The organism is Microbispora triticiradicis, assembly GCF_005864065.1.
Lineage (GTDB): Bacteria > Actinomycetota > Actinomycetes > Streptosporangiales > Streptosporangiaceae > Microbispora > Microbispora triticiradicis.
The window spans coordinates 37,889-52,079 of record NZ_VANP01000024.1; the positions used below are offsets into that span (position 1 = coordinate 37,889).

The window sequence follows — 14,191 nt, forward strand, 5'->3', positions numbered from 1 at the left end:
CACCGAGTAGGCATTTTTGTCAAAGTGACAAGAAGGTAGCCTCGGCCGCATGACCGACGACCCCTGGGTGCCACCCGTCGTACTGCTCGCCGTTGACCTGGTGATTCTCACCCTTCGTGACTCGCGTCTGCACGTACTACTCGTACGGCGCGGCGTCGACCCGTACAAGGACGCCTTCGCCCTGCCCGGCGGGTTCCTGAACCATGCCGGAGAGGACATCACCGCGGCCGCCCACCGGGAGTTGTCGGAGGAGACCGACCTCGACGTCGAGACCCTCAGCCTTGAGCAGCTGGGCGTGTACGGCGACCCTGGCCGCGACCCCCGGGGCCGGGTGGTCTCCGTCGCGTACCTGGCGATCGCACCCAGCCTGCCCGAACCGACCGCGGGAACGGACGCCGCCGACGCCGGGTGGCAGCCCGCCGATCACGTGCTGTCGGGGGATCTCCAGCTCGCTTTCGACCACCGGCGCATCATCGCGGACGGCGTGGAACGGGCCCGCGTCAAGCTGGAGCACTCGGCACTCGCGACGGCCTTCTGCGGCCCGACGTTCACCATCACCGAGCTGCAGAACGTGTATGAGGCGGTCTGGGGGATCCGGCTCGATCCCCGGAACTTCTACCGGAAGGTCCAGAAGACCGAGGGGTTCATCGTCCCAGCGGGGAGGGCTCGCAAGGCGGTCACCGGACGGCCCGCCCGGCTCTACCGGGCCGGTCCGCGCACGGTGCTCTACCCGCCAATGATCCGGCCGGCCCCGGTGAGCATCGAAGGAGGAGAATGAGCAACCGCCCGATCGTCATCCTCACCGCACTCGACCTGGAATATCAGGCGATCCGCGCGCACATGGCCGGCGCGGAACCCCACCGTCACCAGCACGGCACCCGCTTCGAGATCGGAAACCTCGCGGGCGGCCGCTGCCAGGTGGCCCTGGCCCACGTGGGCACCGGCAACCAGTCGGCGGCCGTACTGGCCGAACGCGCCATCAACGAGTTCCGCCCGTCCGCGCTCCTCTTCGTGGGCGTCGCGGGTGCCCTGCACTCCCACATCGCCCTCGGAGACGTCGTCGTGGCCACCCGCGTCTACGCCTACCACGGCGGAACCAGCGAGGACGACGGGCTCAGAAGCCGCCCCCGGAGCTGGGAGATCTCCCACGTGGCCGACCAGGTCGCGCGGCACATCCACAGAACCGGCGCATGGGCGCACGGGTTCTCCGGTGACGGCCGCCTCCCGCACGTGCACTTCGCTCCGATCGCGGCCGGCGAGGTGGTCCTGAACTCCAGAGTGTCGGGGCACGCGCGGTGGATCCGGCAGAACTACCACGACGCCTGCGCGGTCGAGATGGAGGCCGCCGGAGTGGCCCAGGCCGGGCATCTCAACGGCGCCCTTCCCGTGGTCGTCGTCAGGGGCATCAGTGACTATGCCGACGGGACCAAGGAGGTCACGGATCGCGACCAGTGGCAGCAGCGGGCCGTGGCCAACGCAGCCGCGTTCGCGGTGGCACTGGCCGAAGAGATCGCCGCCGAGGACCGGGACGGCGGCTGGCCGAAGGCGGCGAGAGGATCCGTGATGGCAGAGCCCGGAACGACGTACAACATCGCACGCGACAACGCGCGGGTGGGCGTTCAGGCGGGCGTCGTGCACGGCGGCGTCCGGATCGGCGCCGACGCGGGTGAGCCCGCCGACCTGGAGCAGGCGCTCGCCGCCCTCCGCGTCCGGCTGGAACGTGCCCGTACGGACGGCCGCCTCGACGAGGACACCTACGCGGCGGCGGAGGCGGAGCTCACCGTCGCCGACGAGGCTCTGCGGGACAAGCCCCGAAGTAGGAACAAGCTGACTCTGGCGCTGAAGAAGCTGCGCGGGCTGATCGGCGACCTCGGCGATCTGGCGGCGGATCTTGCGGCCGTCATCGCCCTGGCGCAGGCCCTGTCGTGACGCCCCCGCAGGACGCGGCGACGAACGTCGCCGCCGACTCATCGCAGGTCGGCGTGCAGGGGATCGTGCACGGCGACGTCCACTACTACGCGGTGGCGCCGGACGCTCCGGCGGAGAAGAGGTTCGAGATCGGGGTGCGTTTCCTCGAGGGCGGCGCGGCGGGGCGGGCCCTTGAGCTCATCGACGAGGCGCGCGCTCTGGGTTACGTCACGAACAAGGTGTGCTTCCACTGGTTGCTCGCCCTGGTGAGCGGCAGGACGCGGCAGGAGCTGTCCGCGCGTGAGGCGGCCCGCCTCCGCGACCTGGACCGCTCTCTCACCATCACCGGCGACGACTCCTGGGCGGACGGGGTGCGGGTCGTCCGGCGGCTCCTGGACGCCGCGGGGAAAACCGACGCGGACATCCGCGTCCTGATGAAGGAGCTCGACGAGCTCCGCCCCGCGCAGCGCGGCATGATCCTGCGGCATATGGAGGTGTTCCTCGACGGGCCGCTGAAGGACCAGATGTGGCGCCTCGTCCTCCAGCGCGCCTGCGACGACCAGCTGTCCCACGGCCGCAAGGACCGGGTCTGGAAGTTCTTCCAGCCGGAGCCCGTCCTTCCCCGGGTGCGGCAGCCCGCGCCGGTCGCGGTTCCCGGCGCGACCTGGGTGCGGGCGGTGGCAGGGACGATCGTGTCGGTCGCGGCGACCGGGCACATCGGCCTGCTGCTGGCGCAGAACGGTCAGGTCCCCGCTCTGCTCGCCTGCGTGCTGGGCGTCGCCGGAGCCTGCGTCGCAGGCCGCGCCGGGCTCGAGTGGCGCTTCCGTTCCGGACGGCGCCGGGCGATCGACGAGGCGTACGCGCCGGGTCCTCCCCGCAGGACGAGCCTGCCTCCCGATCGCCTCGCCAAGAGGGTGGACCATCAGTTCACCTACTACCTCGGCAAGTACGTGCCGTACGGCATGGACCGCGAGACGTGGCTGACCTGGACGGCCGGCATCCGGAGGCGCATGCGGGACGAGGTGGCGGACGCCTACCGCGACACGGGCGACAAGGTCGAGGAGTTCAACTGGCTGATCCGTCATCGCGCCGGTCGGCTGAAGTGCCAATGGGAGCGGGGCACGCTGTGGAACTACCGCCGGGAGCTGGCCACGCCCCCACGCACCATGGCGGCGGCCGTGTTCGGGACGCTGGCCTTCGCCACCGGAGGGGTATGGGTGGCCGGCGAGGCCGTTCGGGCCGGTGGGCTGGTCGGGATCCGGTCGATCGCCCTGGTCGTGGTGGCGGGCTGGGTCGCCGGGCGCTCCTGGATGCTGATCGCCCTCGCGCATCGGCACCATGCCGCGGACCAGGCCGAGACCGAGAAGCTGGAGAAGGACAGCGAGGAAGCGTTCGCGCGGTGGAAGGACCGGTTGAGGGACAAGCCCGACGACGGCGAGATGGCCATCTGGCTGGACTGTGACCGCAAGGTGCTTCTGGAGCAGGCGCTGAGGCACTACCAGCTCAAGATGAGCGACGTCGTCGCGCACGCGTTCATCGAGGCGCGCAGCGGTTCCGCGACCCGGGCCCGGGTGCCCGGTGGGCCCTGGCGCTACCGGAGATACCAGCTCATGATCTTCCTGCTCACCGCCGACGGGGTGCGGCAGTGGAACGCCGTGCTCGACTTCCCGGAGGGCACCTTCGACGAGCCGCAACGCCTGAACTACCGCTATGAGGCGGTCACGACCGTCCGGGTGCGGCAGGAGAAGAGCAAGGCGCGGACTTTCGAGCTTTCCCTCATGGACGGCCAGAAGATCACCGCGCAGATGATCGGCCCCGAGATGGAGGAGCCTCAGCAGTCCGAGGACTCCGAAGCGGTCTCCGAGGTGACGCTGGACGCGGCGGGGCTACGCCACACGCTGCACGTCCTCGAAGGGGTCGCGGCAGAGGGCAAGGCATGGATGACCCTTGATCGCCACCGCGGCGACACCCGCCGTGAGAATCGCGACCACCCGCCCGACGGCCAGCCCGCCCCGTGACGGACGAGATGGCCGGCCGCCTCCTGCTGGGTGGCGGCCGGCCATCTCGTGGACGGCCGCGTCGTCATGCCGGCCCTCCGCGGCAGTCCGGCGCTACCGGACGGGGAGGCCGGTGACGGCGCGGCCGATGATGAGGCGCTGGATCTCGGAGGTGCCCTCGAAGATGGTGTAGATCTTGGCGTCGCGATGGAAGCGCTCGACCGGGTGCTCGCGGGTGTAGCCGGCGCCGCCGAGGATCTGGATCGCCTGCTCGGTCACCCAGACGGCGGTCTCGCTCGCGACCAGCTTGCTCATCGATCCTTCGGCCTGCTCGAACGGCCGGCCCTGGCGGGCCATCCAGGCGGCCCGCCAGGTCATCAGGCGGGCGACGTCCACCCGGGTGGCCATGTCCGCGAGCAGGAACGCGACGGCCTGGTTCTCGCCGATCTTGCGGCCGAACTGCTCGCGCTCCCCCGCGTAGTCGCGGGCGTACTCGAAGGCGGCGCGGGCGATGCCGACGGCCATCGCGGCGACCGTGGGGCGGGTGGTCTCGAAGGTGCGCATCGCGGCCTGCCCGCCGGCCCGCGCGCCGGCGCGCACCCGGGCCAGCCTCTCGTCCAGTTTCTCCTTGCCGCCGAGCAGGCACCGGCCGGGCACCCGTACGTCGTCCAGGATCACCTCGGCCGTGTGCGAGGCGCGGATGCCGTGCTTCCTGAACTTCTGGCCCTGCGACAGGCCGGGAGCGCCGGGCGGGACCACGAAGGACGCCTGGCCCCGCGTGCCCAGCGACGGGTCGACCGAGGCCACGACGACGTGGACGGAGGCGATGCCGCCGTTGGTCGCCCAGGTCTTCACGCCGTTCAGGACCCACTCGTCCGCCGCCTCGTCGTAGACGGCCCGCGTCCTGATCGCGCCGACGTCGCTGCCCGCGTCCGGCTCGGAGGAGCAGAACGCGCCGAGCCTCACGTCGTCGGGGGTGCCGAACATCTCGGGCAGCCACTCCCCCATCTGCTCGGGGGTCCCGTTGGAGGCGAGGGCGGCGGCGGCCAGGCCGGTGCCGACGATCGACAGGCCGATCCCGGCGTCACCCCAGAACAGCTCCTCGAACGCCACCGGCAGGCCGAGCCCCGACTCCTCGAACCACTGCTGGGCGAAGAAGTCCAGCGAGTACAGCCCGATCTTGGCGGCCTCCTGGATCACCGGCCATGGCGTCTCCTCACGCTCGTCCCATTCCGCGCCGGCGGGCCGGATGACGTCCCGGGCGAACTCGTGGACCCAGTCGCGCACCTCGCGGACGTCGTCGCTCAACTCGGGGCAGAAGGTCATCGGGGGCCTCTCCTCTCCACAGTGTTACCAACGGTAACACTCCAAGGGAGCACCACTCAGCGCAGGCGGGACGCGTACTGCGGGACCGTCGCCATCGGCGGACGCTCGGCCACCGCGACGTCCCGCGTGACCGCGCGGTGCCCGGCGTGGCCGCGCTCGAACTGCACCAGCCGGGACGACGGCTCGTGCAGCGGAATGATCCGGTCCTGGCGTTCCAGCCGGGCCCAGGCGGTGTGCATGATCTGCCCGGCCATCCGGCCGAGCGCCTCCGTCGACTGGTGCGAGTGGATCCGGCGGCCCAGGTCGACCTGGGCGAGGGCGTCGAGCCCCACCTGGTCGAGCAGGTCGATGAGGAGCCCCAGCTCCACGCCGTACCCGGTGACGAACGGCACCCGCTCCAGGACCGCGCGGCGGCCGGCGTACTCCCCCGCGAGCGGCTGCACGAACCCCGCGAGCAGCGGCCAGTGCAGGTTGAGCAGCGGCCGGGCGACCAGCTCGGTGACCCTGCCTCCCGCGTTCGGCTCGGCCGCCCCGAGGAGCGGCCGGTCGTAGCACGCCTTCACGTACGCGACCGAGGGGTCGGCCAGCAGCGGCCCCAGCAGGCCGGTCACGAACGAGGTGCGGAACTCGCGCAGGTCCGCGTCGACGAACACCACCAGGTCACCGGTGGTCACCGCGAGGGACTTCCACAGCACCTCGCCCTTGCCGTCGTATCGCGGGTCGTGCAGCTCGGGGAGGATCTCGTCCTGCGCGAAGACCTTCGCACCGGCGCGTAACGCCCGCACCGCCGTGTCGTCCGCCGACCGGGAGTCGATCACGACCAGCTCGTCCACCAGGGGGACGGCCTCCACCAGCTCGCGGCGGACGGCGGCGACGATCTCCCCGACCGTCTCCGCCTCGTTCCTGGCGGGCAGCACCACCGAGATCCTGCTGTCCCCCTTGGCGGACAGCAGGGCGCGGGCCGGCCAGTCCGCCGCCGACGAGGTACGCCGGGCCAGCCAGGCCTCCACCTCAGGCAGCACGCGCTCTCCCCCCGTCCGCCGCATCCGACAAGGCTCACCTTATGCGGCGGCCGGACGACGCGATCAGGACGAGTCCTCCTCCCAGCGCGAGCACCCCCGCCACGCCGTACATGAGGACGGCGAAGCCGTACGGCGCGGCGGCCGAGGCGGCGACCGGGCCGAGGCTCGCCCCGGTGAACAGGAAGAACGTGAACAGGGAGACGGCGGTGGCCCGCGCGGGGCCGGCCAGCAGGCCCACGGTCTCGATGACGGCGGGGGCGGTGACGCCGATCGCGAAGGCGAAGGCGGCCAGCAGCACCGCCAGCGCCGCGACGCCGGGGGCGGTGAGACCGACCACGAGTGCGATCACCGCGGCGGCACCGAGCATCACGGCCGCCCGGCGGGCCGGGGAGAACCGCGTGAGGTACGGCGTCGCGAACGGGATCGCGGCGATCGCCGGCAGCGCCGTGGCCCGCAACGTCAGCAGCGCGGAGGGGTCTCCGGCGATGCCCGCGGGGCCCTCCAGCTGCAGCGCGGTGTAGAGGGCGACGAACGCGCCGAGCACCGTCAGCGTGGCGGCGTACATCAGCATGAGGCGCGGGTCGCGCAGCAGGACCGGCACGGCGGCGTAGGGGTTGCCTCCCGCTCCGCTGGCGGTGTCGGGCAGCATCACCCGCCGCAGCACCACGGTCATGACGGCGAACGCGGCGCCGCCGAGCAGGAAGACCGGCCGCCATCCGAGCAGGTCGGCGAGGGCCTTGCCAGCGAGCTGGGCCACCACGGCCGAGGCGAACAGCGCGCTGACCACGGAGGTCATCGTCACGGCCCGGCGGCGGGGCTCGACGCGCTCGGCGATGTACGCGAACGCGGTGGGGGCGAAGACGGCGGTGGTGACTCCCTCGGCCACCCGCAGGGCGAGCGCCACCCCGGGTCCGGGGCTCAACGCGACCGATGCGGTGGTCACGGCCGTGGCCGCCATGCCCCAGGTCATCACGCGGCGCCTGCCGTACAGGTCGGACAGCGGGCCGAACAGCAGGAACCCGCCCGCGTAGCCGAGGCCGAACGCGCTCACGAGCCAGGTCAGGACGGCGGCGGGGGCACCCCACTCGGCCGACATCCGGGCCAGCAGGGGGATCACGACGTAGAGGTGCCCGGTGGCGAGGAGCCCGGCCGGCACGAACGCGGCCACGGTGCGTCGCGGCGGCGCGTAGGCCGCGGCGGCGGCAGCGGGTGGGCGGAGGGCGGACGTCGATGTGCTCATGGCCGGGGACGGTAGCCAACCAACCAGTTGGATGTCAACCAACCAGTTGGTGGTTGGCTCGGTATGCTGGGCGCGTCAGCTCTCGGACACCCCGGCTCCTGAAACACCGTCCATCCCGCTCGCGAACACGGAGGAAGGCCGAATGCCGCCCCGAAAAGACGTCAAGGACCCCACCGCCGCCACCAAGGCCGCCCTGCTGGAGGCCGCGCGCGCGGAGTTCGCGGCGTACGGCGTGGCGGGCGCCCGGGTGGACCGCATCGCCGACCGGGCGGGGGTCAACAAGGAGCGGATCTACGGTCACTTCGGCAGCAAGGAGAAGCTGTTCGACACCGTCGTCGCGGCGGCGCTGGACGAGATGGCCGAGGCCGTCGCGATGCCCGGCGACGACCCCGCCGACTACGTGAGCAGGCTGTTCGACTACTACGCCGCCCACCCCGACGTCGTACGGCTGATGATGTGGGAGGCGCTGCACTACCGGAGCGAGGACGCCCTGCTCCCGGGCCAGGAGCGCCGGGTGGACAAGTGCCGGTCGAAGACCGTCTCGCTGGCCGCGGGTCTCGGCCGGGAGCCTGACTCCGCGATGGCCCGCACGCTGTTCACGCTCATCGGCATGGCCATGTGGCCGAGCGCCATGCCGCAGCTCGCGAGGATCACGGCCGGCGAGGACGCGACGACCCCCGAGGGCCGCGAGGCGCTGCGCGGGCACCTCATGGCGTTCGTCCGCGCCGCCGTCCGGGACTGACCCCGCGGATCCGGCCCCGCGTGAGCCGCCGGTCCACGCCGCCGCGGCTCAGGCCTGGGTGGCGTGGCGTTCGAGGAAGGCGTACACGTCGGCCTCGTCGACACCGGGGAACGAGCCCGGCGGCAGCGCGGCCAGCACGTGGGAGTTGGCGCGAGCCGAGGGCCAGGCGTAGCCCTCCCAGCGCTGCGACAGCTCGGCGGGCGGGCGGCGGCAGCACTCGCCGGTCGGGCAGTTCGACCTGGTGCGGTGGGTGGTCTCCCGGCCGCGGAACCACCGCGACTCCCGGTACGGCACGCCGAGCGTGATGGCGAAGTCCTTCTCCTGCGACGGGTCCACGTGGGCGACGCAGAAGTACGTGCCGGTGGGCGAGTCGGAGTACTGGTAGTACAGCGAGAACCGGTCGGGCGAGTGGAACACCTGGCGGCCCGACCACTGCCGGCACAGCCGCTGGCCCTCGATCGCCCCCTGCTCGTCGGCGGGGAAGACGATGCCGTCGTTCTCGTACGCCTTGTAGATGATCCCTCCGGCGTCGTTGCGCACGAAGTGGCAGACGAGGTCGAGATGGCGGGTGGCGAGGTTGGTGAACCGGTGGGCGGCCATCTCGTAGGACACCGCGAAGACGTCGCGCAGGTCCTCGACCGACAGGGCGCGGTCCTGCTTCGCCTCCCGCAGGTACGGCACGGCCGCGGTCTCGGGGACGAGGACGGCGGCGGCGAAGTAGTTGGCCTCCACCCGCTGGCGCAGGAAGTCGGCGAAGTCGCGCGGCCGGTGGTGCTGGAGCGCGATGTGCCCGAGCGCCTGCAGCAGCACGGTCCGGGGCGTGTGCATGCCGAGCTGCTGGCGCTTGACGTAGATGCGGCGGTTGCGCAGGTCGGTCACCGAACGGGCCGACCTCGGCAGATCGGGCGCGGACCGCACGGTGAACCCGAAGTGGGACACCAGCGCCTGGACGGTGCTCTCCGACAACGCGCCGGTGCGGTAGCCCACCGCCGTCAGCGCGTCGGCGGCGGCCTTCTCGATCTCCTCGAAGTAGTTGCCCAGCTCCCGCTGCGTCCGCCGTAGCTCGGCGTTGGCGGCCCGCGCCTCCTCGGGCGTCGCCGTGCCCTTGGCCTCCCTGGCCCGCAGCTCCTCGTACAGGCCGAGGATGTGCTCCAGCACGTCGTTGGGCACCCGCGCGGAGACCTTGAGCCGGCTCAGCCCGAGGCTCGCGTACAGCGGGTCGCGCTGGGCCTCCTCCAGGGCGATCTCCAGCTGGGCCCGCCGGTTCGGCGCCTGCCTGCGCAGCAGTTCCTCCACCGGCACGCCGAGCGCGGCGGCGAGCGACTTAAGCAGCGACAGCTTCGGCTCGCGTCTGCCGTTCTCCAGCAGGGAGAGCTGGCTGGGCGCGCGGCCGACGCGGTCGCCGAGCTCGGAGAGCGTCAGGCCGCGCTGCTTGCGCAGGTGCCTGAGCCGCTGGCCGAAGGCCAGCAGATCGAGCTCGTGCGTCAAAGACAGCGGTTCTTCGCCCAGCGCGGAGGTCATGCCCCGATCCTACGCGGAAAATCCGCGATTCTTCCACGCCCAAGTGATCTTCCGCACGTGGATTGGTCTAGTCCATTGAGAAAACTTTACACTTCTTCACAATGGAATACTCATCAGTTTCATCACTACGAGAAAAATTCTCACTCTTTCCATGCTAGCCGCCTTGTCTGGTCTCTTGATATCGACACAAACTCGGAAGCAAGCCCCAGGTGACGACGGAGTACGCAACAAGGGAGTGAACGGGATGTCGGATCGGCTCACCTCGGCCGCCGAGCGGCTACAGCAAGAATGGGACACCGACCCGCGATGGCGGGACGTCCGGCGGACCTACTCCGCCGAGGACGTCGTCCGCCTGCGCGGATCGGTGCGGGAGGAGCACACGCTGGCCCGGCTCGGCGCGGAGCGCCTGTGGAGCCTGCTCCACAGTGAGGACTACGTCCACGCCCTCGGCGCGCTGACCGGCAACCAGGCGGTGCAGCAGGTGAAGGCGGGCCTCAAGGCCGTCTACCTGTCGGGCTGGCAGGTGGCGGCCGACGCCAACCTGAGCGGTCACACCTACCCCGACCAGAGCCTCTACCCGGCCAACTCGGTTCCCGCGGTGGTCCGCCGGATCAACAACGCGCTGCTGCGGGCCGACCAGATCTCCTGGGCCGAGGGCGAGGAGGACGCGCCGCACTGGCTCGCGCCCATCGTGGCCGACGCCGAGGCCGGGTTCGGCGGCGTGCTCAACGCGTTCGAGCTGATGAAGGCCATGATCGAGGCGGGCGCCGCAGGCGTGCACTGGGAGGACCAGCTCGCCTCCGAGAAGAAGTGCGGCCACCTCGGCGGGAAGGTGCTCATCCCGACGGGCCAGCACGTCAAGACCCTGAACGCGGCCCGCCTGGCGGCCGACGTGGCGGGCGTCCCCACCCTGGTCATCGCGCGGACCGACGCCCAGGCCGCGACGCTCCTGACCAGCGACGTGGACCCCCGCGACCAGGCCTTCACCACCGGGGACCGCACGGCCGAGGGCTACTACCGGGTCCGCAACGGGGTCGGCGCCTGCGTCGCCCGCGGCCTCGCCTACGCGCCGTACGCCGACCTGCTGTGGATGGAGACCTCCACCCCGGACCTCGACGTGGCGCGCGAGTTCGCCGAGGCGATCAAGCGGGAGTACCCCGACCAGATGCTGGCCTACAACTGCTCGCCGTCGTTCAACTGGCGGGGGCACCTGGACGACGCGACGATCGCCAAGTTCCAGCGCGAGCTGGGGCACATGGGATACAAGTTCCAGTTCATCACCCTGGCGGGCTTCCACTCGCTGAACTACTCGATGTTCGACCTCGCCCGCGGCTACGCCGACGAGGGCATGACGGCGTACGTGGGACTGCAGGAGGCGGAGTTCGCCGCCGAGCACCGCGGCTACACCGCCACGCGCCACCAGCGGGAGGTCGGCACCGGATACTTCGACCTGGTCAGCACGGCCGTCGCGCCGGACTCCTCCACTACGGCCCTGAAGGGCTCCACGGAGGAGGCGCAGTTCGCCGCGACCCGCTGACGGAAGCGGGAGCGCCGGGCGCACACCGGGCCCGCACCCGTACCCGCACCGGGCCCGCACCGTGCCGCAGCCGGGGCCCGCCGTGGACTCTCTCACCTCTCTACGAGCGCCCTCACGAGGACCCGTACGAAGGGGAGCAGGAGCCGCGGCGGGCCCACCCCCACGAGCGGCACGCCTTCAACCGGCACACTTGAGCCGGCACGGCTCAGCGCGGCGCGCGGGCGTACCAGCGGCCGTCGAGGGAGTCGATGCGCAGCCGCCGCCCGAAGCAGTCCGACAGGTGCGTCTCGGTGAGCACCTCCCCGACCGGACCGGCGGCCAGGATCCTGGCGTCCCGCATCAGCAGCGCGTGCGTGGTGGTGGCGGGCACCTCCTCCAGATGGTGGGTGACCATCACCGTGGTGAGGCCCTGCCGGGCCCGGGCCAGGTCCTCCAGCGCCTCGATCAGGTCCTCCCTGGCCGGCAGGTCGAGGCCCGCGAACGGCTCGTCCAGCAGCAGGATCGCGGGGTCGGCCATCAGCGCCCGGGCGACGCGCACGCGGGCCCGCTCCCCCTGTGAGCACACCCGGAACCTCCGGTCGGCGAGGTCCTTGCAGCCGAGGTCGGCCAGCAGGCGGTGGGCCCGCTCGCGCTCCTCGTCGCCGTACCGGTCCCACAGCGGCGCGCTCGTCCCCGTGTGCCCGGTGAGGACGACGGTGAGGGCCGTCGCGCCCTCCTCCTCCAGCAGCGTCTCGTCCACCAGCCGCTGACTGGCGGCGACCAGACCGATGCTCCGCCGCAGCTCCCGCAGGTCGGTGCGGCCGAGCCGCCGCCCGAGCACCGTCGCGGTCCCGGAGGACGGGTGCCGTACGGCCGCGGCGACCGAGAGCATCGTGGTCTTCCCCGCGCCGTTGGGCCCGAGGATCACCCAGTGCTGGCCGTGCTCCACCCGCCAGTCGGCCGCGGCCACGAGGGTGCGGCCGACCACGCGAACGGTCACGTCGTCGAGTTCGAGAGCTGCGTCCATGACCCCAAAGCATGGGGCATGGACGCGCCTGCTCACGACGCCGTCCCAGGAAGTGGACGGCCTCAGGGCCAAGACGGCGCGGGGGTGGCGACGACCCCCGGCGGCTGACCGGCCGGTGACTGGCTCGCCGTCGGCTGGCCCGGACTCGGCTGGGGCGACTCCCCGTCCCCCCACTGCGGCTCGGTGGTGATCCCCGGCGACGGCGGCGGAGAACTCGGCTGCTCCGGCGGGGAGGGCCGCCCGGGACCGCAGTCCCCGTGCCGCCCGGGCGCGCAGTGCCCCTCCGGCGGGGGACGCAGCGTCCCGCCGTCCGCCGGCGGCGAGGGCACCGCCGTGGCCCGTTGCTCGTCCGGGGTCGCCGGCGCGGACGGCGGCATCGTCCGCGTCGCCGTCACCGTCGCCCTCGGCCGGCGGGCGCTGACGGGCAGCACCGGCGGCCGGGAGGTGCTGAGCACGTCCGGCGGCGGCGTGGCGCCGTCCTCGGGGATCACCACGGGCCGCGCGGGCGGCGGGTCCGCCGTGCGGTCCATGCGGGCCGCGCCGGTGCCCGCCGCCACCACCGTCACCGCGGCGATCGCGACGGTCGCGAGCGCCGCGAACCCCGCGTGGGACGCCTGCGCCCCCGCCTGTGCCCTCGACCGCGCTGTCGACCGCGCCGCCCGCCGCCGCCCGGCCCTGCCGGGCGGCGGTCGTTCGCCGCGCCCATCCGGCCCGCCGTCCTGACCGCGTACGGCGGCCATTCCGCGGGCGCCCGCCGGGTAGGCCACGGGCTGCCAGATCTCCTCCAGCACCGCTGCGACCGCCCGCCGCGGGTCGGCGGTCGTGTGGACGCCGCCCGCCGCGAGCAGGGAGGCCAGCAGCCGGGCGGCGTCCGGGCGTTCGGCGGGGTCACGCCGCAGCGCCGCCGCCACGTCGTCCCGCAGCAGCCTCGGCACCGGCGAGACTCGCGGCTCCTCCACCAGGATGCGCCGGGTCAGCGTCTCGGGGTCGCCCGCGCCGAACGGATGCAGCCCGGTCGCCGCGAAGGCGACCAGGCAGCCCCAGGAGAACACGTCCGAGGCGGGGATCGCGGGACGGCCCCGCAGCCGTTCCGGCGCCACCCACCCCGGACTGCCCATGATCTGCCCGGCCTGCGTGTGCGACATCGCGACGTCGAGGTCGCGGGCGATCCCGAAGTCGATGACGAACGGCCCGCGCGGGGACAGCAGCACGTTGCCGGGCTTGAGGTCCCGGTGCACCAGCCCCGCCTCATGGGTCGCCGCCAGGGCGGCGGCCGCGCCGAGGGCCACGCCGTACGCGAGGTCGGGGGTGAGCGGGCCGTACGCCGAGACGACCTGGGAGAGCGCGGGGCCGGGGACGTACTCGGTGACGATGTAGGGGCGGTCGCCGTCGAGGCCGTCCTCGACGAAGGCCGCGGTGCAGAACGGCGCCACCCGCCGGGAGAACTCGGCCTCCTCGGCGAATCGGGCCCGCAGCGTCGGGTCCGACAGGTGGACCGGGTGCGGCGTCTTCAGCGCGACGTATCCGCCGCCGGGATGTTCCGCGAGGTAGACCACGCCCATGCCACCGGCGCCGAGCCGGCCGAGGAGCAGGTAGCCCCCGATGATCACCGGGTCGCCCACGGTCAGCGGGCGCACCCCGGGTGGCATACCGTTCCGGGGGCCCGTTCCGCCACGTGCCATACGGAAGCTCCCTCTCTCGCGGAAGTGCCGCACAGCAACTGTGGCCGTTTGGAACGCGCCATGCGGTCAACTGACCACAAGCGGCATGAGAGGTAAGCCCAATGGCACCCCAAAGTAAGGCGCGGGCAAAGCCCCAGGTCACACAGGTCCCATTCGCCACAAAAAGCCGCACGCCGAGGTGTCTCAGGGGTCGTCACGGCCAGGCACGCG

Annotated in this window: 11 protein-coding genes; 5 read left to right on the forward strand and 6 right to left on the reverse strand. The window is 72.4% G+C overall.

What is annotated here, in order from left to right; translation table 11 throughout:
• Window positions 1–49: 49 nt before the first annotated feature.
• From FED44_RS34400 to FED44_RS34410, 3 genes are read left to right on the forward strand one after another with little or no spacing between them, the layout of a single operon-like run.
• A complete protein-coding gene (locus tag FED44_RS34400) occupies window positions 50–778 on the forward strand; it encodes an NUDIX hydrolase (RefSeq protein ID WP_138463279.1) in 729 nt (242 codons plus the stop codon).
• On the forward strand, window positions 775–1,929 hold the full coding sequence (locus tag FED44_RS34405; protein WP_138463280.1) for a 5'-methylthioadenosine/S-adenosylhomocysteine nucleosidase family protein: 1,155 nt from the start codon (window positions 775–777) through the stop codon (window positions 1,927–1,929). The genes FED44_RS34400 and FED44_RS34405 overlap by 4 nt, the downstream gene beginning before the upstream one ends.
• A complete protein-coding gene (locus FED44_RS34410) occupies window positions 1,926–3,926 on the forward strand; it encodes a hypothetical protein (protein ID WP_138463281.1) in 2,001 nt (666 codons plus the stop codon). Before FED44_RS34405 ends, FED44_RS34410 begins: the two co-directional genes overlap by 4 nt.
• 93 nt (window positions 3,927–4,019) lie before the next feature.
• On the opposite strand, the gene FED44_RS34415 is transcribed toward FED44_RS34410, so the two are convergent.
• Genes FED44_RS34415 through FED44_RS34425 form a run of 3 tightly spaced genes read right to left on the reverse strand, consistent with a single transcriptional unit; the run spans window position 4,020 to window position 7,493 of the window.
• The gene (locus FED44_RS34415) at window positions 4,020–5,231 is read right to left on the reverse strand and encodes an acyl-CoA dehydrogenase family protein (RefSeq protein ID WP_111699503.1); all 1,212 of its coding nucleotides are present in this window, start codon (window positions 5,229–5,231) and stop codon (window positions 4,020–4,022) included.
• Window positions 5,232–5,287: 56 nt separating this feature from the next.
• Window positions 5,288–6,253: a glucosyl-3-phosphoglycerate synthase gene (locus FED44_RS34420; protein WP_208759326.1), complete on the reverse strand. Its 966-nt coding sequence runs from the start codon at window positions 6,251–6,253 to the stop codon at window positions 5,288–5,290.
• A 34-nt stretch (window positions 6,254–6,287) separates the two neighbouring features.
• Window positions 6,288–7,493 carry an MFS transporter gene (locus FED44_RS34425; protein WP_138463282.1) on the reverse strand — a complete coding sequence of 402 codons (1,206 nt, stop codon included), beginning with the start codon at window positions 7,491–7,493 and terminating at the stop codon, window positions 6,288–6,290.
• Between the two features lie 142 nt (window positions 7,494–7,635).
• Between FED44_RS34425 and FED44_RS34430 the strand changes: the two genes are divergently transcribed.
• Window positions 7,636–8,235, forward strand: a complete 600-nt coding sequence (locus tag FED44_RS34430) for a TetR/AcrR family transcriptional regulator (protein WP_111699506.1) — start codon at window positions 7,636–7,638, stop codon at window positions 8,233–8,235.
• Between the two features lie 48 nt (window positions 8,236–8,283).
• Here FED44_RS34430 and FED44_RS34435 read toward each other — a convergent pair whose 3' ends face one another.
• Window positions 8,284–9,756 carry a helix-turn-helix transcriptional regulator gene (locus FED44_RS34435; RefSeq protein ID WP_244302509.1) on the reverse strand — a complete coding sequence of 491 codons (1,473 nt, stop codon included), beginning with the start codon at window positions 9,754–9,756 and terminating at the stop codon, window positions 8,284–8,286.
• A 244-nt stretch (window positions 9,757–10,000) separates the two neighbouring features.
• Here FED44_RS34435 and aceA point away from each other — a divergent pair, with 244 nt between their 5' ends.
• Entirely contained in the window at window positions 10,001–11,293 is a 1,293-nt protein-coding gene (aceA, locus tag FED44_RS34440) for an isocitrate lyase (RefSeq protein ID WP_138463283.1), read from the forward strand.
• A 205-nt stretch (window positions 11,294–11,498) separates the two neighbouring features.
• Here aceA and FED44_RS34445 read toward each other — a convergent pair whose 3' ends face one another.
• Entirely contained in the window at window positions 11,499–12,299 is an 801-nt protein-coding gene (locus FED44_RS34445; RefSeq protein WP_138463284.1) for an ABC transporter ATP-binding protein, read from the reverse strand.
• Window positions 12,300–12,361: 62 nt separating this feature from the next.
• The gene (locus FED44_RS34450) at window positions 12,362–13,936 is read right to left on the reverse strand and encodes a serine/threonine-protein kinase (protein WP_167521666.1); all 1,575 of its coding nucleotides are present in this window, start codon (window positions 13,934–13,936) and stop codon (window positions 12,362–12,364) included.
• Window positions 13,937–14,191: the final 255 nt, after the last annotated feature.

Coding starts and splice junctions, on each gene's coding strand:
- FED44_RS34400 (WP_138463279.1), top strand. CDS start 50: ATGACCGACGACCCCTGGGTGCCACCCGTCGTACTGCTCGCCGTTGAC.
- FED44_RS34405 (WP_138463280.1), top strand. CDS start 775: ATGAGCAACCGCCCGATCGTCATCCTCACCGCACTCGACCTGGAATAT.
- FED44_RS34415 (WP_111699503.1), bottom strand. CDS start 5,231: ATGACCTTCTGCCCCGAGTTGAGCGACGACGTCCGCGAGGTGCGCGAC.
- FED44_RS34425 (WP_138463282.1), bottom strand. CDS start 7,493: ATGAGCACATCGACGTCCGCCCTCCGCCCACCCGCTGCCGCCGCCGCG.
- FED44_RS34430 (WP_111699506.1), top strand. CDS start 7,636: ATGCCGCCCCGAAAAGACGTCAAGGACCCCACCGCCGCCACCAAGGCC.
- FED44_RS34435 (WP_244302509.1), bottom strand. CDS start 9,756: ATGACCTCCGCGCTGGGCGAAGAACCGCTGTCTTTGACGCACGAGCTC.
- aceA (WP_138463283.1), top strand. CDS start 10,001: ATGTCGGATCGGCTCACCTCGGCCGCCGAGCGGCTACAGCAAGAATGG.
- FED44_RS34445 (WP_138463284.1), bottom strand. CDS start 12,299: ATGGACGCAGCTCTCGAACTCGACGACGTGACCGTTCGCGTGGTCGGC.